This is a genomic window from Brevibacterium siliguriense (assembly GCF_900105315.1).
Lineage (GTDB): Bacteria > Actinomycetota > Actinomycetes > Actinomycetales > Brevibacteriaceae > Brevibacterium > Brevibacterium siliguriense.
Map to the genome: position 1 here is coordinate 2663768 of NZ_LT629766.1, position 25840 is coordinate 2689607.

24 protein-coding genes and 1 tRNA gene are annotated in these 25840 nt (G+C 62.3%); 12 read left to right on the forward strand and 13 right to left on the reverse strand.

The genetic code is table 11. The features are described from left to right. Positions 1-81 precede the first annotated feature (81 nt). The 7 genes from BLU88_RS11840 to BLU88_RS11870 form a co-directional block, all read right to left on the reverse strand. On the reverse strand, positions 82-1773 hold the full coding sequence (locus BLU88_RS11840) for an AMP-binding protein (RefSeq protein WP_092014078.1): 1692 nt from the start codon (positions 1771-1773) through the stop codon (positions 82-84). 28 nt (positions 1774-1801) lie between these two features. Continuing rightward, positions 1802-3538: an ABC transporter permease gene (locus BLU88_RS11845; RefSeq protein ID WP_092014080.1), complete on the reverse strand. Its 1737-nt coding sequence runs from the start codon at positions 3536-3538 to the stop codon at positions 1802-1804. Between the two features lie 2 nt (positions 3539-3540). Continuing rightward, a complete protein-coding gene (modA, locus tag BLU88_RS11850; protein ID WP_092014084.1) occupies positions 3541-4305 on the reverse strand; it encodes a molybdate ABC transporter substrate-binding protein in 765 nt (254 codons plus the stop codon). 95 nt (positions 4306-4400) lie between these two features. Beyond that, positions 4401-4802, reverse strand: coding sequence for a TOBE domain-containing protein (locus tag BLU88_RS11855; protein ID WP_092014087.1), 402 nt, complete (start codon positions 4800-4802; stop codon positions 4401-4403). Further along, complete coding sequence (locus BLU88_RS11860) at positions 4799-5230, reverse strand: molybdenum cofactor biosynthesis protein MoaE (protein WP_092014090.1); 432 nt, start codon at positions 5228-5230, stop codon at positions 4799-4801. Before BLU88_RS11860 ends, BLU88_RS11855 begins: the two co-directional genes overlap by 4 nt. Then, on the reverse strand, positions 5227-5697 hold the full coding sequence (gene moaC / locus BLU88_RS11865; RefSeq protein WP_092014093.1) for a cyclic pyranopterin monophosphate synthase MoaC: 471 nt from the start codon (positions 5695-5697) through the stop codon (positions 5227-5229). The genes BLU88_RS11860 and moaC overlap by 4 nt, the downstream gene beginning before the upstream one ends. Further along, a complete protein-coding gene (locus BLU88_RS11870) occupies positions 5694-6902 on the reverse strand; it encodes a molybdopterin molybdotransferase MoeA (RefSeq protein WP_231939380.1) in 1209 nt (402 codons plus the stop codon). The genes moaC and BLU88_RS11870 overlap by 4 nt, the downstream gene beginning before the upstream one ends. 41 nt (positions 6903-6943) lie before the next feature. Here BLU88_RS11870 and moaA point away from each other — a divergent pair, with 41 nt between their 5' ends. Then, complete coding sequence (gene moaA, locus BLU88_RS11875; protein ID WP_092014100.1) at positions 6944-8032, forward strand: GTP 3',8-cyclase MoaA; 1089 nt, start codon at positions 6944-6946, stop codon at positions 8030-8032. After that, positions 8033-8278, forward strand: a complete 246-nt coding sequence (locus BLU88_RS11880) for a MoaD/ThiS family protein (protein ID WP_092014103.1) — start codon at positions 8033-8035, stop codon at positions 8276-8278. 32 nt (positions 8279-8310) lie between these two features. Here the strand turns inward: BLU88_RS11880 and BLU88_RS11885 are convergent, their stop codons facing one another. Together BLU88_RS11885 and BLU88_RS11890 are read right to left on the reverse strand one after the other, a co-directional pair. Beyond that, positions 8311-9528: a ThiF family adenylyltransferase gene (locus BLU88_RS11885; protein ID WP_092014106.1), complete on the reverse strand. Its 1218-nt coding sequence runs from the start codon at positions 9526-9528 to the stop codon at positions 8311-8313. Positions 9529-9577: 49 nt separating this feature from the next. Beyond that, the gene (locus BLU88_RS11890; RefSeq protein ID WP_092014109.1) at positions 9578-10795 is read right to left on the reverse strand and encodes a molybdopterin molybdotransferase MoeA; all 1218 of its coding nucleotides are present in this window, start codon (positions 10793-10795) and stop codon (positions 9578-9580) included. Positions 10796-10894: 99 nt separating this feature from the next. Here BLU88_RS11890 and BLU88_RS11895 point away from each other — a divergent pair, with 99 nt between their 5' ends. After that, complete coding sequence (locus BLU88_RS11895) at positions 10895-11743, forward strand: CPBP family intramembrane glutamic endopeptidase (RefSeq protein WP_231939381.1); 849 nt, start codon at positions 10895-10897, stop codon at positions 11741-11743. Between the two features lie 164 nt (positions 11744-11907). Here BLU88_RS11895 and BLU88_RS11900 read toward each other — a convergent pair whose 3' ends face one another. Next, complete coding sequence (locus BLU88_RS11900; protein ID WP_456236400.1) at positions 11908-13020, reverse strand: peptide MFS transporter; 1113 nt, start codon at positions 13018-13020, stop codon at positions 11908-11910. 503 nt (positions 13021-13523) lie between these two features. Further along, the gene (locus tag BLU88_RS11905) at positions 13524-14834 is read right to left on the reverse strand and encodes an MFS transporter (RefSeq protein WP_092014112.1); all 1311 of its coding nucleotides are present in this window, start codon (positions 14832-14834) and stop codon (positions 13524-13526) included. A 253-nt stretch (positions 14835-15087) separates the two neighbouring features. Between BLU88_RS11905 and BLU88_RS11910 the strand changes: the two genes are divergently transcribed. Then, a complete protein-coding gene (locus tag BLU88_RS11910; protein WP_092014115.1) occupies positions 15088-15507 on the forward strand; it encodes a phage holin family protein in 420 nt (139 codons plus the stop codon). Positions 15508-15579: 72 nt separating this feature from the next. After that, positions 15580-15810: a hypothetical protein gene (locus BLU88_RS11915; protein WP_092014117.1), complete on the forward strand. Its 231-nt coding sequence runs from the start codon at positions 15580-15582 to the stop codon at positions 15808-15810. Between the two features lie 80 nt (positions 15811-15890). On the opposite strand, the gene BLU88_RS11920 is transcribed toward BLU88_RS11915, so the two are convergent. Together BLU88_RS11920 and BLU88_RS11925 are read right to left on the reverse strand one after the other, a co-directional pair. Beyond that, positions 15891-16808 (reverse strand): alpha/beta fold hydrolase, encoded by a 918-nt coding sequence (locus BLU88_RS11920; RefSeq protein WP_331712474.1) that lies wholly within the window; start codon positions 16806-16808, stop codon positions 15891-15893. Next, a complete protein-coding gene (locus BLU88_RS11925) occupies positions 16771-17676 on the reverse strand; it encodes a universal stress protein (RefSeq protein ID WP_092014120.1) in 906 nt (301 codons plus the stop codon). Before BLU88_RS11925 ends, BLU88_RS11920 begins: the two co-directional genes overlap by 38 nt. Positions 17677-18959: 1283 nt before the next feature. On the opposite strand from BLU88_RS11925, the gene BLU88_RS11930 reads away from it, so the two are divergent. The 7 genes from BLU88_RS11930 (at position 18960) to BLU88_RS11965 (ending at position 25797) form a co-directional block, all read left to right on the forward strand. After that, positions 18960-19032, forward strand: a tRNA-Ala gene (locus tag BLU88_RS11930). 275 nt (positions 19033-19307) lie between these two features. Then, positions 19308-19694 (forward strand): hypothetical protein, encoded by a 387-nt coding sequence (locus BLU88_RS11935; RefSeq protein WP_231939383.1) that lies wholly within the window; start codon positions 19308-19310, stop codon positions 19692-19694. A 1159-nt stretch (positions 19695-20853) separates the two neighbouring features. After that, positions 20854-21783: a hypothetical protein gene (locus BLU88_RS11940; protein ID WP_092014126.1), complete on the forward strand. Its 930-nt coding sequence runs from the start codon at positions 20854-20856 to the stop codon at positions 21781-21783. Beyond that, positions 21783-23060: a hypothetical protein gene (locus BLU88_RS11945; RefSeq protein WP_092014129.1), complete on the forward strand. Its 1278-nt coding sequence runs from the start codon at positions 21783-21785 to the stop codon at positions 23058-23060. Before BLU88_RS11940 ends, BLU88_RS11945 begins: the two co-directional genes overlap by 1 nt. Next, positions 23057-23716, forward strand: a complete 660-nt coding sequence (locus BLU88_RS11950) for an ABC transporter ATP-binding protein (protein WP_092014131.1) — start codon at positions 23057-23059, stop codon at positions 23714-23716. Before BLU88_RS11945 ends, BLU88_RS11950 begins: the two co-directional genes overlap by 4 nt. An 849-nt stretch (positions 23717-24565) precedes the next feature. Next, complete coding sequence (locus tag BLU88_RS11960) at positions 24566-24883, forward strand: hypothetical protein (RefSeq protein WP_092014137.1); 318 nt, start codon at positions 24566-24568, stop codon at positions 24881-24883. A 206-nt stretch (positions 24884-25089) separates the two neighbouring features. After that, positions 25090-25797, forward strand: coding sequence for a hypothetical protein (locus tag BLU88_RS11965; RefSeq protein WP_092014140.1), 708 nt, complete (start codon positions 25090-25092; stop codon positions 25795-25797). Positions 25798-25840 lie beyond the last annotated feature (43 nt).

Here is a 25840-nt window from a genome sequence, read left to right on the forward strand (position 1 = left end):
CCGGGGCAGACAGAACTGCAACCGACTTGTGACCTCGGACACGACCCGACTGCAGTTCCTGCCGGGGCGCGCCCTTCGCGCTCAGGCGCCGGCCGAGTGAGCCAGCTTCTCGCCTTCTTCGCGCAACTCGACTTTGCGGATCTTGCCCGACACGGTCATCGGGAACGACTCACGGACTTCGACATAGCGGGGGATCTTGAAGTGAGCGAGCTTGCCGGAGCAGAACTCACGCACCTCCTCGGCGGAGAGTGAGTCGAATCCGTCCTTGAGGATCACCCAGGCCATGAGCTCTTCGCCGTACTTCTCGTCGGAGACGCCGACTACCTGGACGTCGCGGATCGCGGGATGGTGATAGAGGAACTCCTCGACCTCTCGCGGGTAGACGTTCTCTCCGCCTCGGATGACCATGTCTTTGATCCGTCCGGAGATGTCGACGTATCCGTCATCATCCATGATCGCCAGGTCGCCGGTGTGGATCCACCGGGCCGAGTCGATGGTCTCCGCAGTCTTGTCAGGCTGATTCCAGTAACCGAGCATGACGGCGTATCCGCGAGTGCAGAATTCGCCCTTCTGACCGCGCGGCACAGCTTGGCCCGTGACGGGGTCGGCGATCTTGATCTCCAGATGGGGCATGACTCGCCCCACGGTCTCGGTGCGTTTCTGCAGTGAGTCATCCACACGGGTCATCATCGACACGGGTGCGGTCTCCGTCATTCCGTAGCAGATGGCGACCTCGGACATGTTCATATCGTCGATGACTCGGCGCATCGTGTTGACCGGGCAGGGTGATCCCGCCATGACACCGGTGCGCAGAGTGGAGAAATCGAACTCGGAGAATCGGGGATGCTCGAGTTCGGCGATGAACATCGTCGGCACTCCGTAAAGGGAGGTGGCCTTCTCCTCAGCCACTGCCGCCATCGTCGCCACCGGGTCGAAGGCCGGTGCCGGCAGCACGACCGCGGCGCCGTGGCTGAGCGCGGCGAGGTTGCCGATGACCATTCCGAAGCAGTGGTAGTACGGCACGGGAACGACCACGATGTCGGCGGGTGCGTAGGAGAGCATCTCGCCGATGAAGAAGCCGTTGTTGAGGATGTTGTGGTGGCTGAGCGTCACCCCCTTGGGGAATCCGGTTGTGCCTGAGGTGTACTGGATGTTGATCGGATCGTCGGCAGAGAGATCGTCGATGACCTGCTGCAGCCGCACCGCGTACTTCGCTGCAGTGTCTTCGAGCATCTCACGCCCCTGCCCGATGAGGTGGGCGAAGGACTCGCGCTCGCCCACTGTGACGCCGCCGATGAGATCGTCGGAGACGGTGTCGAGGAAGACGAGGTCGAGGGCCGGGACCTTGGCGGCCACCTCCGTGGCGATGGCGTGGAAGTCCGAGTGCGGAGGAGCGACGATCTGCGAGATCAGCAGGCTCATTCCGGACTGTTCGACGACGAACTCGAGTTCGTGGCTGCGGTAGGCGGGATTGACGTTGACGAGGATCGCCCCGATCTTCGCCGTGGCGTACTGGACGAGCGCCCATTCCCCGACGTTCTGCGCCCAGATTCCGACCCGGTCGCCCTTCTTCACCCCCCGTTCGAGGAGACCGATGGCCAGCGCGTCGGTATCACGATCGAAGTCGGAGTAGGTCCACCGCCGGTTCGAATGCCGGTCGACCAATGCCAGCGCTTCGGGATTCTTCGCTGCTGTGCGTTTGATGTGCTCGGCGATGGTGATCCCGAGCAGCGGTTCTGTCGATGTTCCCGACGAGTAGGACAATTCGGACACTGCGGTGTGCTCCCTTGCAAGTCGATCTTCATTGTGACTGATTGCACATTATTCCGTCCCGGTCCCGCATGCAAAAGCTGGTGAGGAATTCGGCGCCCTCACCTGTGGCTTCGGGGTCGACCTGACCAATAGGAGCGGAGTAGGCAACTGCCCCGTTCTCCACCAGGACAAGGGAATCGGCCAGGGCCGTGACGTCATCGACGTCATGGGTGATCAGCAGCGCGCTGCGCCCTTGGAGCAACTGGGCCAGCACCTGCCTGGTCTTGACCGCCACGTCCACATCGAGTGCGGCCAGCGGCTCGTCGAGCAGCAGCAGCTTCGGTTCGACGACGAGTGCACGAGCCAAAGCGATGCGAGCCGCCTGGCCGCCGGAGACGGCGTCGGGCCTGCGGTTCGCGCACTGTCCCACGCCAAGGCGGTCGAGCATCGCCTGTGCCTGTTCATGTGCGCAGCGGCGAGTGGAACCGTGGGCTCGCAGACCGAAGCTGACATTGTCGATGACGTTGAGATGCGGAAACAGGAGGGGATTCTGCGCGAGGTGGACGATTCCGCGGTCGTGGATGGGCGGCCACAGGCCGGCCGCGATGTCGAACACCGTGTCCTGCCCGATTCGCAGTCGTCCCGAATCGGGTGTGAGAGCGCCGGTGAGCACGTGGAACAGAGTGGACTTTCCGGCCCCGTTGCGGCCGATGATCGCTGTGGTCCCGGGCAGGCCGGACGTGAGATCCAGCTCGATTCCGCGGGCTTTCAGCCGGACTTCGGCGCTGATTTCCGCCGTCGACTTCATGTGGTCCTGGGACCGTGGCTCGGGGTTCGACTCTCCCCCACGGCTTCGCGCGGTGTCGGCGGAGTGCAGAGCCGCCTCGGTGGGGGTGGGTGTCGAGGTGGTGTGTGAGGATTTCAGCTCAGGAGCGTGCGGGGACCGGTAGGCCAGGATGATGATGAGGACGGCGATGATGATGAGCAGGAGCGAGAGACCGATGGCAGCCTGCGGGTCGGATTCGCGCACAAGGTAGATCTGCAGAGGCATCGTCCGGGTGACACCGGACAGCGATCCGGCGAAGGTCAGCGTCGCCCCGAACTCACCGAGTGAGCGTGCGAAGCACAGGACGGCTCCTGTGATGATTCCGTGCCTGAGCAGCGGCAGGGTGACCGTGAAGAACACGCGGTTGGGTTTCGCACCGAGCTCGGCGGCGGTGAGCTCATAGCGACGGCCGAGCCCCGCGGTCGCGGTCTCGACGGACATGACCATGAACGGCAGGGATACGAAGACCTGTGCCATGATCACCGCCGAGGTGGTGTAGGCAAGGCTGAGGCCCGCCGATTCGAGTCCCCCGCCGAGGATCGCCGACCGACCCCAGGTGTAGAGCAGGGCGAGGCCGCTGACCACCGGCGGAAGTACGAGGGGAAGCAGGATGAGGGTGCGCACGATGCGCTGACCGGGGAACGCCCGGGTGGCGAGCAGGTGCCCGAGGGGAAAGCCGATGAGGACGCTGATGAGCGCCGATGTAACCGAGGTCAGCAGGGACAACTGCATCGCCAAACGGGATTCCTCGGCGGTGATCACAGTGAGCAGGCTCTGCGGGTCGACTCGGGTGAGCATGCCGATGATCGGCAGGAGCAGGAACACAATCCCGATGAAGGCGGGCAGCCACAGCCAGCCGGGAATCAGGGAATCCGTTCGGCGTCGCCTCGGCGGCCGGTGCGGAGAGGTCGCCTGCCGGGTCGGGGTCGCCTCAGGGCGAGTTGGGGACGGTGCGGGCATGGTCAGCCTGCGGCGAATCCGGCGTCGCGCAGCAGCTTCTGGGCCGTGTCGGAGCCGAGGAACTTCACAAAGGCGTCGGCTTCGGCCTGGTTCTCGCTGGCCTTGACGGTGGCAGCGGGGTAGTTGTTGATGACCTTGTCGGCGCCGTCGAGTTCGACCTGTTCGACATCGCCGTCGGCGCGCGCGATATCGGTGACGTAGACGATTCCGGCATCAGCCTGTCCGGCGCTGACCTTGCCGAGGACATCGGTCACGGAGTTCTCCTCGCTGACCGGGTCGAGAGTGACATCATTGAGCCCGGCCCATTTCCCCGTTGCGGCCCCACAGGGCACTTGGGGTGCGCAGACGACGAGGTCATTCCCCGTGAAGTCCTCCGAGCTCGCGATCGCCTTCGGATTGCCGTCGGCCACGGCCAGGGTGAGCGTGTTCGAGGCGAACATCTCGGGGGTGCCGGCGAGCAGGTCGTCGGATGCCAGAGTGTCCATGGTCTTCTCATCGGCGGTGGCGATGACGTCGGCAGGGGCGCCTTCGGAGATCTGGGAGACGAGGTCGGAGGAACCGGCGAAGGAGAACTTCACCTCGGGAGCGTTCGCATCGGCTGCTGTGAACTCGTCGGCGATGTCCTCGAAGACCTCGGTGAGCGAGGCCGCGGCGAAGACTGTGACCTCAGCCGGCTGGTCAGATTCGGCCTCAGCGTCCGGTCCAGAGGTGCAGGCGGTCAGGGTCAAGGCTGCGACGGTGCAGAGCCCCAGGAGGGTTTTCTTCATGCACCCATTGAACCCGCAGATGCGGCTCTGTGTCGACTTCAGTTCCGTTTATGAGACACAGAGGCGCCGTCCTGCGCGGAAATGCTGACTGGTCCTCAGGCGCCCGGGACTGTGTCGATCGAGACCATCGTCGCTTTCACCGAAGCTATCGCGAGGCTTCCCGGTTCGAGGTCAAGTTCCAGGCACGCTTCGGCCGACATCAGCGACACCACACGGAAAGGGCCGCACTGCATGCTCACCTGCGCCATCACTCCGTCGATGCTGACGTCCGTGACGAGACCGGCGAATCGATTGCGTGAGGAACTCACTACTCCGCTGGGATCGGGCAGTCCGCCCGTCGACGATTGGGCGAGTGCGGCGAGTTCGCTGCCTTCGACGACCGCCCGGTTAGAGGCATCCTTGTGCTGGGACAGGCGACCGTCGGCGATCCACCGGCGCACCGTGTCATCGCTGACGCCGAGGAATCGTGCCGCATCGCTGATGCGCAGGCGAGTCACTCGAGAGCACCTACCCATTCGTCGGTGCCGTCGCTGAAGTGCTGGTGCTTCCAGATCGCCACCCGAGCCTTGACTTCGTCGATGAGTTCGGAGCAGGCGAGGAATGAATCCTGCCGGTGGGCGGAGGCCACGACTGCGACCAGGGCCACGTCTGCGATCGACAGGTCTCCGACGCGGTGGACGACGGAGAGCCTGACCGCGGGGTGGCGGGCCGCGATGTCCGCAGCCACCTCGGCGATCTGATTGCCCGCGAGCGGATGGGCCTCATAGTGCAGACGAGCCACTCCCCGGCCCTCGTCGTGGTCGCGGATGACTCCGGAGAAGCTGACGACGGCACCGCAGGTGTCGGTGAGGACCTCGGGTTCGAGCTCTGCGGTGGAGATCGGGGATTCAACGACTCCCGTGGTCACGACTGTCCCGGTGCTCATGATTCCCGTGTCCAATCTCCGCTCTTCCCACCGGTCTTCTCGACGACCTTGATGTCACCGATGACGGCTTGGTTGTCGACGGCTTTGATCATGTCGAAGATCGTCAGCGCGGCAGTTGTCACGGCCGTCAGGGCTTCCATTTCGACGCCGGTCTTCGACACGGTCTTCACCGCAGCAGTGATGGCCACCGCGTCATCGCGGAGTTCGAACTCCACATCGATTCCCGTGAGTGGCAGCGGATGGCACAGAGGGATGAGGTCGGAGGTGCGCTTGGCACCCATCACCGCGGCGATCCGAGCCACGGGCAGGGCATCGCCTTTGGGCAGTCCCGCCTCGGCGATGAGGTCGATGACCTCGGGGCGGGTGGTGATGAGGCCGGCGGCGACGGCTCGGCGCTTCGTGACGTCCTTGTCGCCGACGTCGACCATCTGAGCGGTTCCGGATACGTCGACGTGGCTGAGTTTCATGCGATCTTCCACGTCATCAGCCTATCTCCCGCAGCTGAGTACGGATCGTCTGCGCTCTCGTCCTCGGGAGGGACGAAGACGAGGTGGGTGGCTTCGGCATAGCTGTGGAGTAGGTGGGAACGGGAGTCGCCGACGAACTCGAGGCCCGCCTCAGTGAGTCTGGCGCGGCGCACCTGGAGCTTTCCTGCCGGAGGGGCTTCGTCGAATCCGTGAGCCAGACGGTGGTAGCCGACCTCCCGAGGAGCCTCGTGACCGGCCAGACCGAGCAGCGCGGGACGGATGAAGAGCTCGAAGCTGATGAGTGCGCTCACCGGGTTGCCGGGCAGGGCCACCCACGCGTGGTCGGCCAGCCGTCCGCAGCCCTGCGGTCTCCCGGGCTGCATGGCGATGGGTTCGAACGTCATCGAGGAGTCTGCGTCGAGTTCGGCAGCGAGTTTGACGACTTCGTGTGCCCCCTTCGAGATTCCGCCCGTGGAGATGACGAGTCCCGCGTCGCTGCTGCGCACTCGGTCGAGCAGCTGCTGCGGGTCGTCGGGGACGAACGCAACGTCGGTGTCGACACCGAGGCGACGCAGCCCAGCCGTGAGCGTCACGGAATTCGCGTCGTTGATCCCTGCAGCCGCCTCGGCCGCGATCTCGTCTCCGGTGCTCACGACGAGGACGCGCGGCAGGCCGAGCACGGGCAGTTCATTCACCCCGCATGCGGCGGCCACGCCGAGGTGGGCCGGCGTCAGCACGGTGCCTTCGCTCAGTACGGTCTGACCGTTGCGGACATCGGAGCCGCGGCGACGGACGAATGTTCCCGGCGCTGGTTCGACCTCCGGATCGATGGTCACCGTCTCGGCACCGAAGCACCCCGGTGAGGTGTCCTCGATCTTGACGACCAAATCGGCGCCCGCCGGCAGCGGTGCCCCGGTCATGATCTCCACTGCAGTGCCCGGTTGCACGGCCTCTCCGCGTGCTCCCGCGGCGACGCGGCCGCGCACGGGGATGGGGTGTCCGCGCATCTCCTCCACGGTGGTGGCGGCTAGGGCATAGCCGTCCATGCTCGAGTTGTCGAAACCGGGCACGTCGATCGGCGATTCCACATCGGCGGTCAGCCGCCTCGGCGCCTCCAGCAGGGAACCCAGCGGCAGGTTCGCCGTTTCGGTCAGTGGCGCGATCGTCTCGAATACCCGCTCACGATGCATCTTCGCTGTAGTCATGGGACGATGATATCGACACGCTTTTCAAGGAGGATGACGCAATGGAGAAGATCGGCCTGCCCATGCCGGTGCTGAGAACTCCGACGGTCGACCCGGGCGAGGAGTTCACCGCCCACAGCGAGGATGCTCTGCTCGACACTTTCGATCGGCGCGCCCGCGACCTCCGCATCTCACTCACGGACTTCTGCAACCTGCGCTGCACCTACTGCATGCCGGAAGAAGGCGTCGAGTTCATGTCTCGCGATTCGGCCATGTCCGGTGACGAGATCGTCCGGTTCGTGCGCATCGCGGTGGAGAAGTTCGGAGTCGACCAGGTGCGGTTCACCGGCGGCGAACCCCTCACCCGCAAGGACATCAACGACATCATCGCCGGTGTCGCGGCATTGGAGCCGCGGCCGAACATCGCACTGACGACGAACGCGATCGGCCTGGACAAACGTGCCGCAGGGCTGAAAGAGGCGGGACTCGATCGCATCAACGTCTCGCTAGACACGATCGATCCGGAGACTTTTCAGACAATGACCCGGCGCCCGTTCCTCAAACGGGTGCTCGAGGGCATCGACGGCGCGAAGGCCGCCGGACTCGACCCCGTGAAGATCAATGCCGTGCTGCTGCCGGGGGTCAACGATGCACAGGCGCCTGACCTGCTGCAGTGGTGCCTCGAGCAGGACCTGAGCCTGCGGTTCATCGAGCAGATGCCCTTGGACGCCGGCCATTCCTGGGACCGGACGTCGATGATCACCGCCGCCGATATCTTCGCCCTCCTCGAACCCCGGTTCGTCCTCACTCCGGATTCGGCGCCGCGAAACGGCGCCCCTGCCGAGAAGTTCCTCATCGCCGATCGACGGCGACCCGACACGATCCTCGGTACCGTCGGCATCATCGCTTCGGTCACGCGTCCGTTCTGTGCTGACTGCACCCGCACACGGCTGACGGCGGAGGGACGGGTGCGCACCTGTCTGTTCTCCCGAACCGAGGTCGATCTGCTCACTGCGATGCGCGATGGGGCCTCGGACGAATCGATTGCGAACCTGTGGAAGGGCGCGCATTGGAAGAAGCTCGCCGGTCATGGGATGGACACGGATTCGTTCGAGCAGCCGCAGCGTCCCATGAGCGCCATCGGAGGATAAGTGCCCACCATCACCGTTCGGTTCTTCGCCGCAGCCCGGGAGGCCTTCGGCGCCCGCGAAACACAGATCCGTGCCGGATCCGTCGATGAGCTCGTGGACACCCTCGCCGAGGCAGCCGACCCCCGAGCCGCGACCGTGCTGTCGCGCTCGAGCTTCCTGGTCAACTCCGTGGCCACGACCGACCGGTCCGTGGTCCTGTCCGATGGCGACACCGTCGATGTCCTTCCGCCGTTCGCCGGCGGGTGAGACTCTGCTCCGACCGGTGAGCTGAAGTTTCGTCAGCTCCGTTGCGGTGCCGGTTGGGACAGAAACGCGAGGTAGCCGCCGTTGACCGATGACACTGCGATGTCGTGTGAGCGTAACTGTGCTGCCGCCCTCGCTGAGCGCACTCCCGACCGACAGTAGAGCGCAATCCCCGGTGACCGTGACGCATCCGGCCGAATCGGCGAGTCGATCTGATCAGTCGTGTCAGTCGTGGTGGTCAGCGGCAGTCTTCCGGGGTCGGCCAGCAGCTCATCCATCGGAATGTGGATCGCGCCGGGGACCATTCCCGCGGCGACTTCGTCGTCATCGCGAATGTCGACGAGGACGCTGTTGCTTTCGATGTCCGCCCAGGTGAGGGTAGCCGGACCCAGGGCGTTCTCGCCTGCATTCGCATCGCCGGCGCGCTCTGCAGAATCGCCGTCTGCCACGTCGGAATCGAACGCGTGCTGGGTGTAGTCGGCGAAATGCTGTTCGAGGTCGGTCACCGAAGGTCTGCCGGGGATCGGCTGGACGGGGACGGTCTCCCATCCGGCGTCGAGGCTGCTGTGGATGGCCACGCTGTTATACAGCGGCGTGCCGATTCCGGTGAGCACCTTGATGGCCTCCATCGCCATGGCCGAACCGATGCTTCCGCACAGGGGTCCGAGGACTCCGGCGACCGAGCAGTCGGGAACGCTGCCAGGGGCGGGGACTTCGGGGTAGAGGTCTCGCAGAGTGGCACCGTGCTTGGCGTCGAAGACGGCGACCTGCCCGTCGAAACCGAGGATGGTCCCCCAGACGAGTGGGAGCCCGAGAATCTCACAGGCGTCGTTGGCAAGGTAGCGGGTAGCGAAGTTGTCGCTGCCGTCGATGACGATGTCGACGCCGTCGAAGAGGCCGAGAGCGTTGTCCGGGGTGAGCAGCTGGGGAATCGTGCGGATTTGGACCGACGAGTTGATTCCGTTCATCCGTTCCTGGGCGGAATCGATTTTGCGGGTGCCGATGGCCGCCTCGGAGTGGATGACCTGTCGATGCAGATTGCTCAGCTCGACGATGTCGGGATCGACCACTGTGATCGTGCCGATGCCGACTGCCGCAAGGTAGCTGAGTATCGGGGCACCGAGGCCACCCGCTCCGATGACGAGGACATGTGAGTCAAGCAGTGCCGCCTGCGCGCTTTCGCCGAATCCGGACAGTCGGATCTGCCGGGCATATCGGGCCCGGTCGGCAGGGTCGAGGCGCGATGTGGACATACTTCTATCCTAATGCGGCCGCTCTTGTTGTGGCTGAGCTGTCCAGTCGTCAGCACTCGAGGTAGTCGATGACCGTGCCCGCGTTCAGACTTTCGTCGCCTTGCGGGGAATCTGTGGCGCGCGGGATTCTGATGATCACATCGGCGGTGGCGAAGTCAGGCAGTCTGGCCCGGTCCGCGGCGAGGATCTCCCCCGACTCTGTGAACGTGCCGGGTCGGAAGGTGACGGCATTGCCGTGTCGCCGAAGACCTGAACCCGTAAGAATGCCCTTCCGCCATCTCTGCCGCAGATTCTGACCCGTCATCAGTGAGCCGACGAAGAGGTGGAAGGCGACAAAGGCTCCCTGTGGAGTGCCGGGCAGATGGATCATCGGCAGCGCGCCGAAGCGTCCGTATCCCTGAGGGGACCCGGGTCGCATCTCGAGTCGGCGGAAAGTCGAGTGGTCGGGTTCCAGGGCCTGGCGGACGACTTCGAAGGCGCCGGCGCTGATTCCGCCGGTCGTCACGACGAGGTCGGCCTCGGCCTGCATTCTCGTGAGTACGCTCAGCAGCTCGTCGGCATCGTCGCTGCTCGTGGCTTCGATGGGTTCGGCGCCGAGCCCGCGAGCGGCCGCGGCGAGCATCGGCAGGTTCGAGTTGAAGATCGAGGCGGTGGTCGCCTCGGTGCCCGTCTCCCCCGTCTGATTCGCGCCATGGATTTCGTCTCCCGTGACGATCAGGCCGATGCGGGGAGTGCGGAGCGTTTCGACCTCGCCGATGCCGAGCATGGCGAGAGCACCGACCCCGGCGGCAGTGATCCGCTCCCCTGCGGGCAGGACGATGTCACCGCGGTTCATGTCCTCACCGATAGGGCGGATGTTCCACCCCGGAGGCACAGGACTGGGAAGGGAATCGATCTTGATGGCGTAGGGGGCCGGCCCGGTCTGTCGGGCGTCGGTCAACTCGACGGGGACCACCGCCTCGGAGTCGGTGGGGACCGGAGCTCCGGTCATCACCCGCACCGCACACCCCGGCTGCAGAACGTTGACGCCGTGACCGGCGGGGGTATCCCCGACGACTCGGATGGTCTCGCCGTTTCGGGCGGAGGCCAGCGCCGCCTCGTCGAGGGCGAACCCATCCATCGCCGAGGCGGCGAAGTCAGGTACCGCTCGTGGAGCCGTGACGACCGACGCCGTGGTGCGGCCGGCGGCGTTGCGCACCGGAGTCGTCTCAGGGCGCAGATCCGGTGCGAGATCGGCGATGAGCTCGGAGTAGTCCTCTGGGTCCAATGATGTCCTTCCCTCGAGTCGATCCTACTGGTGAATCGATGCAGGCCAGGCGCCGATCGTTCGGTGCAGTTCGCACTGGGTTCGTCTACAGTGTGGAGCGTGGACACTGACCGGGCAGTAACCATCGCACCCTCACAGCTGAAACCGCTCAGCTGGGAGGCCGCAGCGACTGCCCTCTTGGCCATCTCGGCGGTCCTGCTCTTCGGTCTGGGAACCACGTTTCCGCAGGTCCGCGCCTTCGGATATGCTCCGATGCTCGCGGCACTGGCGATCGGGTGGAGTGTCAACCGGAGCTTCGCTCGGGATCTCAGCATCATCGCCGGGTGTCTCGCGCTCATCTCGGCGATCTCGGTCGAAGCCGATATCTCCTGGACGAATATCGCCCGCATGGGCGTGGTGCTGTCTGCCGTCGTCATCGGCCCGTGGCTGGTGACCCGGTACGGTTTCGACGACCAAACGATCCAGTTTCCTCTGCGACTCGGTCAACCGTGGTCAAGACTCGAGTGGGCGTGGCTGGTCTTCGTCGTCGTGGTCGCTTGGGCGGTGCTGCCGCAGTACTTCATGCGCACCGGGGTCTATCTCAACTGGCCGCCGCTGACGAACTGGTCGGAGATCATCCGTCTGTTCTTCGGGGTGAACGCCGTGGGCATCTGGGATGAGCTGTTCTTCATCTGCACGGTCTTCGCCTTGCTGCGCAAGCACTTCTCGTTCTGGATCGCGAACGTTTTCACCACGATCATCTTCGTCTCGTTCCTCTGGGAACTCGGCTACCGATCGATCGGACCGCTGCTGACGATTCCGTTCGCGCTCGTACAGGCCTTCATCTTCACCCGCACGAAGTCACTGCCCTATACGGTCACGGTGCATCTGCTCTTCGACGCGCTCGTGTTCCTCACGATCGTCCACGCCCACCACCCTGACGCGCTGCCCATCTTCATCGGAGTCTGACTGATTCATCGACGTCAGTCATCCGTCCCACCACACACTCGCGGCGCAACGCGCTGAAACAACACCAACGGTGAGGGATGGCCGCCGGAAACGACGAAGGCCCCTCAGAGCCAGTGGCTCGAAGGGGCCCTCGAACTGCGTCGGTCAGTCGCGCAGGAGCTCCATCAGCGGATTCCGCGCAACAGTTTGAGCATCGGCTTCGTGAGCGTCAGCGCCAGCAGACCGAGTACGACCGTCGTTCCACCGACCGACAGCCAGTACGGTGCCTGATTGGCGGTGTCGAAATATCCGCCAAGCACACCGGACATTGCCGTGCCGACGCCCGAGGCGAGGAAGAATACGGCGATCATCTGCGACTGGAAGACCTTAGGTGCGACCTTCGTGGAGAACGAGAGTCCGACCGGCGAGATGAGCAGCTCGCCGAAGACGAATACGGCGAGGGTCAGACATACCCACAACAGCGGGGTCTCATTGGGGCCGGCCTCAGCGAAGGGCAGGAACATGAGGAAGCCGATGCCGATGAGCACGAGGGACAGTCCGGCCTTCACCGGCGTCGAGATCTGCTTGGGACCGAGCTTCATCCACATCGTCGCGAACAGCGGCGCGAAGACGATGACGAAGAACGCAGGGATCAGCTGGATCCAGTTGATCGGCATCTCCCAACCGAAGATCGAACGGTTGAGCTGCGTGTCCGAGTACACGGTCAGAACACCGAAGATCTGCTGGTACATCGACCAGAACACCACGACCGTGATGAAGAACGGGATGTAAGCGAGGACGCGTGAGCGCTCGTCGGAATTCGTCTGCGGCGAATTGTGCATGACGATGAAGTAGCAGGCGGCCGCACCGGCAGAGATTCCGGCGATCCACCAATCGAGGTTCTCAGGGGTGACGATCTTCGTCATCCACAGGATCACTGCGAGGAGAACGACGACGACGATGGCCACGATGAAGAGGTAGAGCTTCTTCTTCGGCAGCGGATTGACGGCAACATGAGCCTCCGGCGGCAGGCTCTTGCGACCGGTGAAGTAGATGATGAGACCGAGGGCCATTCCGACCGCGGCGGCCCCGAATCCGTAGTGGAATCCGATGTTCTTCTGGAGGAGGCCGGTGAGCAGCGGGCCGAGGAGTGCGCCGATGTTCACGCCCATGTAGAAGATGGTGAAGCCGGCGTCACGGCGCGGGTCCTTCTCATCGTAGAGTTCGCCGACGAGCGCCGAGGCGTTCGCCTTGAGACCGCCTGAGCCGAGTGCGACGAGGATGAGGCCGGCAGCCACTCCCCGAAACCGGGGATGAGTGCCAGGCAGATGTGGCCGATCATGATGATGATCGCAGAGTAGAAGAGGACCTTCTCCGCTCCCGCGAGGCGATCGGCGATCCAGGCGCCGAGGATGGTGGCGAGGAAGACGGCACCGCCGTATGCACCGACGATTCCCACGGCTGTGCCCTGCTCCATCCCCATACCACCGTCGGTGACGCTGAAGTAGAGGTAGAGGGCAAGAATGCCGTTCATCCCGTAGTAGGAGAAGCGCTCCCACAGTTCCAGGCTGAAGAGCTGCATGAGCGGCAGAGGGTGTCCGAAGAAGCGAGTGTCGCTGCGGATGGCCTCGACCGTCGAGGTGCTTGAAGACATTGTGTGCTTTCCGTAGTGGTGTGAAAGGCCACGATCGGTGGCGCAGTTCACGATGGACCAGCGGACATCCTACTCCTCGGTCATGCCGTGGTCACACCTGGCAAGGGCTGGGACACGCCGTCCCAAAAAGCGGAATGTAGAAGTGATTCAGGTCTCGTCTTCAGCCTCTGTCACACGCTGCCGTGACGGCTTGGCAGCCCTCCGATCGTCGCGTCTTCCGACGAACAGATTGAGCAGACCGGCGCACAGGACGATCACCGAGGCGGCCACCGGAACAGCCATCGCCACAGCCGTTCCCCGATCCTCGGCGAGGATGCCGTTGATCGCCGAGGATACCGACTGACCGACGATGATCGCCGATCCCGCCATCGACATCACCGTCGCCGACCGTCCGAGCGGTGCCCGTTCGGCAGCGAGGCTGAAGAGGGTGACGAGACTCGGCCCGATTCCCGTGCCCATGAGCAGCAGCGCCATGACGATGACCGGCATCGATTCCGTCGACGCGAGGATGACCGATCCCGTGACAAGAACGGGCGCGAAGCACAGCAGCCGTGCCCACAGCGCGAACGCTGCGGGGAAGAGCGCCACCGAGATCGCGAGCACGGCAGAGCCGATGCCCATGACCCCGTAGATGAGACCGGCCTCCTCGGGCCGTCCGATGTCGTTGGTCAGGGCGGTCAGAGCAGTGAGCGTCGAGCCGAACACCATACCGACGCCGAAGACGCCGAGGATGATGACGAAGACTCCGGCCGTGAAGATGTCCTTCGCCGGTGCACGCTCGCCGAGACTGTGCGACGTCCCGGTCCGCCGTGCCCGCCCCGTCGGGTGCAGTGCGAAGGCGGACACGAAGACCAGGGTCATCACGATCGCCCCGATGATGGGGGCCACCGGGGTGAAGAAGGTCGCCAGCAGACCGACGAGGAACGGCCCGAAGACGAAGATGACCTCATCGGCGGCGGATTCGTAGGCCATCGTGGCGTTGAGCACCTTCGGCCGCCTCGGCGACGGCAGCACCGTCATGACGATGTCGACGATGCGTGAACGCGACATAGGTGCGACCTGAGGCGAGGTGGCACCGATCGCGAAGGCGGCGATGAAGACGACTGAATCGGGCAGCGGACTGAACACGACCCACGCCATGAAGGTCAGCGCCGCACAGTTGAGGAACCCGACGATCAGCAGCACGTAGCGCTGCCCCCACCGATCGGCGGCCGCTCCGATGAAGGACCCGAACAGGGCCGTTCCCAGTCCGACCATGGCGGAGTTGATTCCGCCCAAGCTCAGCGATCCGCGGCCGGCCACAACGAGAGTGAGGACTCCGACGACGATCATGGCGAACGGCATGCGGGCGACGAATGCAATCGGAAAGTAGGTGCGTCCGACGGCCGAGAACAGTGTCGGTGAGGACTGCTGTGCGGCGGTGGGCCGAACCGATGCGGGTATATCGCTGTCTGTCATATCAATCCAGTTTCTGCTCCCGCTTATCCGGGAGGTCGTGCCGCCGTGGCGACCTGGATCAAATCACTCGGTAGGTGCACGCAGTTGTTCTTGAGAAAGTCGAACCGAAAGGCTCACCTTCAGGCTACTGCCTTTGGCCGCCCGTTTCGAGTGGGATCACGTCAGGCGACGTTGAGTTTCATCACCATGGCACGGACCTCATTCCCATCCCCGACTCAGTAAGAACGCAGATCGGTCTGCAAGGATGACGCCTATGAACTTCTTGTCTCGCGTCATCGTCAACGCATGTGCGATCTGGGTGGCGGCCTGGATTCTGCCGGGTGTGACGATCACAGGGAATCGGGTCGTCGAGGAACAGGCTGGCGCAATTCCGGCGATGATCATCTCCTACCTCGTCATCGGCCTCATCTTCGGTCTGGCGAATGCCTTCATCAAACCGATCCTCAGCTTCGTCTCGGCCCCCATCACGTGTCTGACCCTGGGACTGTTCTCCATCGTCATCAACGCGATCATGTTGGCGCTGACGAGTTGGCTCAGTGGGTTCACGCCGTTCGAGTTCACCATCGATTCGTTCTTCTTCTCCGCCATCCTCGCCGCGATCATCGTCTCGATCGTCTCGGCCCTGCTCGGATGGCTGGTCCCGGAGCGAAGTGCCGAACGCGACCGAAGATGAGCAAATTCCTCTACGCGATGTAGACTGTTGCTGAGAGTCAGCTGACCACCAGAAACATCGCCGGAGGAGACTATGTCCGATATCGCAGCACCGAAGAGAACCCGCAATTCCGCATCGTTTGCCGATGTCATCGTCTTCATCTTCGCATTCGCGCTCTTCCTGTTCGGGCTCTACCTCTTCGGAGCCGCGTTCGCTGCACCTGAGGGAACCGAGTTCTGGGTGTTCTGGGGCGGACTGCTCGCGTCGAGCTTCGCGTTCCTCGTGCCGATCGTCTACCGCTGGGCTCGCGACTCCCGCCGCTGATCTCCAGGCCGCTTGACGACGAAGGGCCGTTGCGCTGAAGCGCAGCGGCCCTTCGTCGATTCAGCGGCCTTCTTCTCGGTCTACCTCTCGTCGATCCGCTGGTGACAGAATTCCATGATCGCCGAGGCGGCTTCGACAGACCGCTCATAGTGCACAAGGTGACCCACCCCGCCCAGTTCCACGAACTCGGCGTCGGAGAGTTCGGCGACGAATGCGCGGGTAGGACCGATCGGGGCGATCGCATCCTTGTCGCCGGCGATGACGAGCGTGGGCATCGTCAGGTGGTCGGCCACCTCGGTGACGGTGTGCGCCACGGACGTGGCGAAGGCCTCCGACAGGGACTGCCGGTCGGCAAAAGACGAGAAGTGTCGCCCGTGCTGATCATGGATGTACCGACGCAGGCCGGGGTCGCGGGTGGTGGCCATAGCCACGCTCATGGCCCGTACGATGAGCAGGTTGCTCAGCAACGCGCGGCCGGCTCGTTCGGGAAGTCGCGCTCCCAGGGCGTAGTAGGCACGGGTGACCGCGGTGAGGAACCGTGCGGGACCTTCCAGAGCGGGGCTGGTGATCGGATTGATGAGCACGAGCTCGTCGACGAGGTCCCTGTGAGTTGCTACGAGATGGCTGACCAGGATCGACCCGAACGAGTGGCCCACAAGGATCGGTGTCGCGCCCCGCTGCCTGCCCACCTCGGCGCGCAGGGCTAGGAGATAGTCGACGAAGGCGGGGAGAGACGAACCCGATTCCAGCGGAGCCGTGAGCCCGAACCCGGGTAGGTCGGGCACGACCACCTCGCGGTCGGTGATGCTGCCGGCGATGAGGTCCATGCCATGGTGATCTCCACGGAATCCATGCACCATCAGCAGCGGACGCTGACTCCGGTCACCCGGGTAGAGCCACGCGGCCGTGCGATGTGATTCCAGGCGAAGGTCGATCCGCTGCGATTCCCGTGTTCGCACCTCAGTCGACGTCGCTGCTGTGCAGTCGACTGACGGCACGACGGGGCACGACCACGACTGGAACGGGCAGAACACGCAGGAGACGACGGGCTCGCGCACCGATCGCGACCTTGCCTCCACGGCCCAGGCGGCTCGAACCGATGAAAGCGAGGTCACCGGCTTGCCAGTCGATGGACTCGGCGGCCTCTTCGATATCGGCTCCGGCCTTGGTTCTCACCTTCGCACGGCCCGAGGCGAGCATCTCCGAAGCGTCGTCGGCGAGAACCGCTCCCCCGTACTGCTCGGCGAATTCTGTGATCTCGGCGACCTCGTCGTCGAAGAGTCCGTCGTTCTCGATCAGAGACAGCAGTCTGAGATCGACATCGAGGCCGACAGCCGATTCGATGGCCGCTCCGATGAGTGACGAAGCTCCGGGTCGCGCACCGTAGAGCGCGGTCACGCGCGTGATCGGTCCGATATCCGACCTGCCTGACGGGGCGAGCACGACGGGCACCGTCGAGGAGTGCAGCAGCGATGACGCGACCGTGCCGATACGCAGCTGGCGCATCAGCGTGGTCGCCCGCGCACCGATGACGATGCCCAGCGCGCCTTCTTTCTCGGCGACCTCCATCAGGCCCTTGGATTCGTTCGCGGCGATGTGGATGCTGCCTCTGGCGCGGACATCGTCGGGGATGAGGGCCAGTGCCTCGTCGAGCCAGTCGTCGATCTGTTGGGCGACGATCCCTGCCCCGTCCTTTGGCACGGCGCTGCCCGCGAGGATCGTCGAGGATTCGGGGCGGACGATGGTGACCACGAGTTCGATCTCGATGGACCGCGCGATCGAAATAGCCAATGAGATCGCATCCCGGCCGCGATCGGTGGCAATGTATCCGACGACCAGGCGCCTGGTGGTAGCGGTCTCTGACATTCTCAACTCCTGAAGCTGCGCGTCCGATTATTGCTCGTCTCCCCTGATTCTACGTCGGCGCCAGCGGCGCTTCGACCTGCCGATTTCGAGAGCCGTCTTTCACCTTCGGACAGCCGAAGTGAAAGTATTTGAGAAAATAATGAACAAAACTCCCACCTGCCGTGAAAGCTGTGCTAAATTCGACAGTGCAATTACGGATTCGCAGACATCACCCTGATTGCACTTTGACAATTGCGGACGTTGACGCCGTCCCCACGAGATCCACGACCATGAAAGGAGAGCAGTGACGATGATGAATTTTCTTGCAGGCCCTGACCTTCGAACGCCTTGGCATGATTATGCTGCCTGCCCGATTGGCGGACAAGGACTCGTCGGCTGATACAGCCGTCTTTCACGTCTTTTCCACCGGCTGGCTTCCGGCCACCGCTGTTCTCTGAGTCACCGGTTGCCTGATTTCCGGCATTCTTCACGCCCGGCTCGTGTCCAGATCACTTCGGCATGCCTACAGTGCTGTAGCACCGCCAGCCGCCGTCCCTGATCCGGTCGCCATTCGCCGGAATCTTTGAGCTCGGTTCCTGACCGGCCGCCATTGCGACCGCGCACCATGCAATCTTGCGCTTTCCGCCTTGCGTCCGACCGACCCTGGTTCAATGCATTTCGAATTCCGCTGCGATTTCTCTGAGTCTGTCATTCCATTGACGCAATACCGCAACGGCTATTACCTGCCTTTGTCGGCTGCGTCCTTATTTGGCTGATTCGCTGTTATTCTTGCGGCCTTTTCGGATTCCGTTTATCTGACCATCATTCTGGGATATCTCCTGCCCATTTGCGGGTATTCCCTGCCCGAAAACCTTGAGGAAGAACTGTGTCGACCATATTCCCATTCACCTATCCACGCCGCTGGGCTCTGAGCACCGGGATGAAGCTCATCCGGTGGGCTCGCCGTCCAGCCTCCACCCCTGAGTCCCGCCGTCTGAAAGCAGCCCGTCGTCAGCAGGCTCGCCTGCGCGAACACGCTTGCGAACAACGCGTACGTGAACTGCGAGAGAGGGACATCGTTCGCTACCTCAGCCAGGTCCGGCCAATCATCTGATCCACCACGGTCAGCTGACTCGCCACGGCCCGGGTCGCCCGCGGCCCGGGCCTGTCGACCTCAGGCTGCTTGGGCACCCCGGATCCACGCCTGGACTCGGGACTTCCCAGACAGCAGCCCCCTGTGGCGAGCGTCACTCTCCCCCGATTTGGTCTCGCACCCACACGCGGGTAATATTGATCAGGCAAGCGGGGGTATGGCGCAGTTGGTAGCGCGTCTCCATGGCATGGAGAAGGTCAGGGGTTCGAATCCCCTTACCTCCACAGAAGAACGGCCCTCTCGCCAGATGTTAAGTCTGGCGAGAGGGCCGTTCGTCGCATAGAATCGCAAATCCGCCGCATGAAACGCCGATTTCGCCGCATAGAAGAAGCCGGCCGCCACGGAGAATGCGCATTGCCGACCGGCAGTTTCAGCTTGCTCGTGTCCGACTTCGGACCTCACAGCGGCGACACGCCGGTTGCCCCGACTACCGCTGGTCTCTCAGCCTGCTTTCCGGAATCTTTCGCAGATCTGCTGTGCGACCCGCTATTTTGGCTTCATGGCCAACATCCGCAGATACGAGACGAAGAATGGGCTCCAGTGGAGAGTCGAATTGAGACTTCCCGAAAGCGGCGTGAAGCGATCGCAGACGTTCGACTCTGAAGCAGATGCGATCATCTGGATGAGAATCATCGAAGCGACCGACGGTGATGACAACCAGGCGACAGCGAAATGGGTCGCTGCCCGAAGCAAGACACCGACAGTGGCTGTGATTGTGTCCGAATTCGTCGAATACCACTCCGGCGGAAACCGAGATACCCTCGCCCTCACCTCCGGCACCAAGCCGACCGTGGTCAAGCGCTCCGACTTCAACGGCTCCAAGGCCGAGGTGTCCGCGACGTTCAAGTCTGTGCCGACCGGCTCGGTGAAGATCTACAAGCCCTAGGACTACCGCAGCTCCGGCAACGCCACACGGGCACAGACTTTCGGCAGTCTGTGCCCGTGTGGTTTCTTCCCGCGTGCGATCGGTCAGACGTAGGCGTATCTCAAATTCGTTCGATAGTATTTCCGATCCGCGACATCGCGGTGGAGGCCGCACCGCTCCATCACCCGCACTTTGTATCCGAACCTGTGCAGATTATGGATCTTCCGGTTGGTCTCCTCTTGGCAGTCGATACTCGACCACCACAGCCTGTTTCAGTTGCTACCGGTGGCCTCCGCCGGGGATGCCACCAGCGTCCCGCTGGCAGCTATTCCTGCTGCCAGAGTCGCTGAGAGCAACAGCTTCTTCATGCCCATGACGTCATGCTCCTTTTCTGTTTGCCGACGTGTGCACTGACCACGCTATTGGCCCAGGCTCACCAGCGCGTGGCGAGCGTGTGACATATCCGGCACATGCGATGGCCGGTCGGCAACAAGTGGGGGACGAACAGGAAAAGTCTGCAAAATTCATCCTTTTGGGGTAAGCGGAGGTGAACGTCGCCGGGCTACTCTTTCAAGCGGCGGACAGCGAATTCAGAGCTTTCTGCCATGTGTTCCGCAAGTGGGGTACGCGAGATCAACAGTATCGACGAAAGAGAGAAGGTAATCCGTGCGATCGATGAACAGATTCCTAGCGGGAGCTGCGCTTGCAGTGACCATGACTATTGCTGCGGCCGGTGGCGTCTCGGCAAGCGAACAGGAGCCCGCTGATGTCGGAGGCTGGGAGGAAGGTTCTGGGGTTTCAACGAATTCTGGCAACCTGGGCAGTCCTCTCGCAGTCCATGCTGCGAAAGCCAAGCACACAGGCAAGGCCGAGTCGAAAACCATCAGGGGCACTACAAACAAGCGCTCCCACGGTTGGACAACGTGGAAAGGCGTAAAGCACTACACGACTGCGCGCCTTGAGCACTAACGGCCCAACAAGGGCGTCATCGCAAGTTCGGGGCGGAAGTGGGGCAAGAACGGCACTGAGGCTGTCACCAAATGGGTGCCATTCAATCCCAACAAGCCGAGCAACGGCACCGGAAAAGCGAAGACCTACTACGGAAGATGATCCCGGTACACCAAATGAACCCCGAAGGTACTAGAAGAATCCCCACGCGCCTGGACGTGAGTGCCCAATAATGAGATTTCGTGATCTTCTCATCGTCGGCCTGCTGTTTACGGTGATGAGTTCAGCACTGATCGGGGCTCAGGTGTACGACACTCGGCAATCCGAAATCACCCGAGAAGGCAACCACCTGCTGTCGCAGCACAAAGTTGCCTTCTCGGGAACAGCCGAGGAGGCGCGAAGCCATCTTGACGGCTCGCTCGGCGCCTATGCAATCTATCGAGACCTCGATGACACAGGGCTAGTTCGGGCGGTCGAGGCCGCTCGCCCTGACAAATTAGATCTTCCCATCCACAAGGGGCGCGGTCTCCGAGAATCAGATCATAACGTCGCTGTCGTTGGCTCTCAGGTGCCAGTCGAAAGCAACGGCACTCGGAGCTTTTACCGATACGACGGTGAAGACTATGAGGTGGTCGGGTGGCTGGGCCGCGCAGAGCACAGTCTGGTGGAAAACGACGTCCTCATCGTCGACCGCGATTTGGTGGAAGCGTCGACCGGGGCCAAGGAACTCATCATCGATGGCCCTGCAATCAAAGAGCAGGCGACAGCGCTGCCACCAGACCGGGTGAAGCGCGCAGACGCCAGTGTCAACAGGCGAGCCAGTGTCGACCTCGTCTCCCCGACCATACGGTTCGTGGTTCATGCGGTCGTGATCGTGTGCGCACTGTTCACCGGAATACTGGCGTGGGCACTGACCCGGCGACGACATCGGGTGGGGTTTCTTCTGGGGCGCAACCCTATTCGTCAAGCATTGGCCAGCCTGACGTTGTTCGCACTTGTCGGCAGCGGGGTGGCGATCGTCTGTCTACTTGCCGGTCAAAAATGGTTCGCCGAGCTACACGATGGATTCGGGCCAACTGCCTTCCTCATGGTTGCGGCCGCAGTGGCAACCCTTTGTATCTCGCTGATACTTGATCTAGCGCGGGTGAAGTCGTGGAAATAGTGCGTGACCTACAGAAGAACTGGCCCTATATGTTGATGAAAATCGTCATTCTGGGCCTAGTGTCGGCGCTCATCTATCAGGTGGCGGCTTTTGCCAGTGTCAGCAGCTCAGAGATCTCACGGAGCTTCTCCGACGAGGCTGAGGTCGACATGTACTCGATCACAGATACTTTGGTCGACCCAGACGATTTCAGTTCCTACAGAGAATCGGCGAAATCACTGGACGCTGTGGGCAGCTTCTACAATTTGCTTGATTCCGATTCGGGCATGAAGTTCCTATCGGTGTTCGACCAGCCCTTGTCTATAGTCGACTTCCCTCACGAAGACGGGTCGAAGGATGTACCGAAATCCATAGATGCCACTTCTGAGGCCGAATATGTGGACGAAGACACCGGTCAGCGACTCACCGATGTGCAGTCATTTCAGATGAACCAGAATGCCTATGAGTTCAACTCGTTGAAGGTCGAGACTGGTGCCGAGATCTCCTGGTCGAACGTTGACTACGAATCCCGTACGATTCCCGTCGTCCTTGGACACAGCTACGAGTCTGTATATGACATTGGTGACCGCATAGAGGCTCAGTACTATTTTGAGGACTTCTCGCTCGTGGTAGCCGGATTCCTCGAGCCGAACTCGTCAATCTACTATCAGGGCGAGCTCAACACGTATCTCGACGATTCCGTCGTCGTGCCGTACCCGCCGAGGCTCGAAGCGGTCACAAAGGACAACCAGGAGTTCTTCGGAATGCTGTCTTTCGCGATGATTTCGGGAGACCTTGCAGTCGATCAAGAGCAGGATTCAGAGTCTGTTTTTCGAAGACTCGGACAAGCAGCCAGCGAGAGCGGCTTCGAAGAATACACCGTGCTGAACGCTCCGACATACCTCGTCCAGTTTCAACTGACCAGACAGCTCATTCAGGACAATGCGGGTCTTCTGATCGGAGTCGCCATTCTCCTTGGTGTCTGCGCGGTATTTTCCAATGGCCTCATCAGTCTTCATCTGGCTCGTAGGCGCTGGAATCAGCAGCGCCTTGAATACGTGCTTGGAGTCAGTACCAGAAGAACGGCTTTCCGGATAGTCGCCGTTTCGGTGCTGGAATACTCAACTCTGTTGATCATTGCGAGCGTCATTGCCCTACAGGTGCCTCAGGGCAGTTCCGTCGGTTTGTTTCCGGTAGCTCTAGTCGTCGCTGCCGTATCGGTTACCGACGTGTCCCTGCAGCTGTTTCTACGGAAGCGTTCGATTGATCGCCAACTATTCACAAAGGACAGTTCATGACGATAGAACTGACATCCGTCGGCAAAAGCATCACTGAGGCGAATGGGGAGGTGAGGGAGCTTTTCTCCGATCTGGACTTCAGTCTTTCCGGGGTGCCAACTTCGGTCGCGATAATGGGCAGGAGCGGTTCTGGGAAGACCTCGCTCTTGCGCATCCTCGCCGGTCTTGATCCTCGGTACTCCGGGGAATATTACTTCGATGGTGAGGAAGTTGGTCGTGACCCGCTCAAACTCACTCGTCTTCGATGGAATTCGATCGGATACGTGACTCAGCACTTTGACCTGCTCAGCGACCGGAGTGTTCTGAGGAACGTCATGTTCGGGTGCCCCGACCGTCGAAATGCAAAGGCCCGTTCTCTGGAGAGCCTTGAACGTGTGGGCATCGCTTATCTGGCGAATAAGCCGGTGAACAGGCTCTCCGGCGGAGAATCACAGAGAGTCGCTATTGCCCGGGCGCTGACGAAACATCCTAGAGTCCTGCTTGCAGACGAGCCGACAGGCGCATTGGACGCAGAGACGGAAGAACACATCCTCACCGTTTTCGATGACGTAAAGAGTGCCGGTACAAGCATCGTGGTTGCAACCCATAGCGACAAAGTGGCTGCACGATGCGACAGAATTCTTTACCTTGTCGACCGTCAGCTTCGCTGCGACTGACGATGAAAGCCGGACGATTCCGCTCGCTTCACGCCAGCGACGCGCAGGGTGGAACGGGCTGGCTCGATTCCGAACTCGTCCTTATGTTCGTCGATCAGCTCGACGACTTCGTCGAGGGGCGATCGAGGTCCACCGCGAATTGGGCCGAGGGTGTTTTCAGGAAGAGCAGATGGAGCGGGAAGTGAGAAGCATGAAAGGTCTGCTGGGGATGAAATGGGCGATCTTGCCGTGCGTGTTGCTGCTGGGCTGGCAGTTGGGTCTCGACCCTGTGGTCAGCTCGCGCACAGGCGTATGGGTGTCCACTGGCATCAGCCTGATGGTGTAACTGGCCGCCGGGGTTGCCCTTGTCGTCTGCTATCGCAGGCGCTGGCTGTTGACAGGGCAGCTCGCCTCCGGACTCATCGGTGTCGCACTGATGGCAGTGTGTACGGCGTTGCTTGCAACGAGTGCACCGGGAGGTTCTGTCACTGATGCGCTGATGGTGATGTGCGGAAACGTTGTTTGGGCGGCCCTGACCCTATGGGTCATCATCCGCGCGATAGTCCGACCGACAGCACCGCTGCCAGCTTCGTAAAACGACTGAACTCGACGAGCACTGAGCCTGCATTCCCTCTCCGGGGATGCAGGCTCAGTCGTTGAGACAAGCCGACAGTCGCCGGGAAGTCCCCGCTCATTTTCGAAGAGAGCGCCCAGGTGGCCGCACCAAGCAGCCGGGCGCATGACGAAAGGCAACGACGGTGGCTACCCAGTACGCGGTGAAGATGGGCGAGAAGCTGTTCACCCGCCCCCCCCCGATGAGGACGAAGCTCACCGATTCTCCGAAACGCTCGAGACATTCTACCCCGACCGGTGCGTGGATGTGACGCCGAGGACATCAGCGCCGATGACGAAACTGAGGCGTTCATCTCCGGCCTGAGGGACTCGGTACATGCGGGGATGACCTGCGCACGCATCATGGCCGCGTTCGGGCTGCCTGGCACGGTCTTCACTCCTGCCGATATCGCCGATCAGCTCAACGACGGTGACTTCGGCTATGGCATTGACACAGCAACTGCCGTCGAAATGGTCAAGAGCTCAGCTGAGTGGACTCGTCTGCGCGAGAGCCTCACGGTTGCCGGGCACGAAGCGATCGAACGCGCCGTCGAGCACATCAGCGTCAACGGCTGATTTCGACACTGGGGAGTCATCGACAAGTCATCGATTTTCCCCACTCGTTCCAAGTGCCCTCCCGGACTGCGTCGGCGGCTTATCATGGCTTCGCCCGGCGGCATCACTTCCGTAGTTCAGTGGGACGGTTCGGGAGGACGAAGCTCCAGCTGCGCTGCGGGCACGGCCGTCGAGGTATGTAACAGATGAAAGAAGGAAATAGATAAATGAATACCCCGACAGATCAGCTATCAACATCCACCGGTCGATCACGAAGCGCCTTCATCGCCGTAGCGCTCATCGCCGCGTTGGTGGCAGCGTTCTTCACCGCTTTCGCTCCTGCCGAGCCTGCTCATGCCGGTACCCGATACTGCACCGGGATTGAGGGCAACAAGAAGGTCAAAGCGTCGAAGGTCATCGAGGCTCGTCAGAAGACGAAGACGACCGGGTACGTCTTCCTGTGTCAGAAGAAGGGCAGCCGCTACGTGCTCAAGGGCATCTACAAGGCGAAGTTCGGCTACAACGGCACCACGACGAGAAAGCGCGAAGGTGACGGCAAGACTCCGCGCGGCACCTACTGGATGCGCAATGGCTTCGGTACTGCGAAGAACCCGGGCCTCGGCAAGTCCTGGACGAAAGCCACTCGCGATCACGTGTGGGTCGATGGCAAGGCATCGAAGGCTCGCGGCTACAACACCATGCAGCGCAAGTCCCGCGGATACCGCGGCGAGACTCTGTACCAGCCGAAGCCGTACAAGTACGCACAGGTCATCGGCTACAACGAGGCTCGCACCCCCGGCAAGGGCTCGGCGATCTTCCTCCACGCGAACACGAAGTCGATGAAGACCGCTGGCTGCATCTCGCTGTATGAGGCCAGCCTCAAGAAGGTCATGCGCTGGGAGGGTGCAACGAAGACCCAGATCGTCATTCACTGACCGATCGACTGCCACCCATTCGAGGGCGAGGATCCGCTGTGAT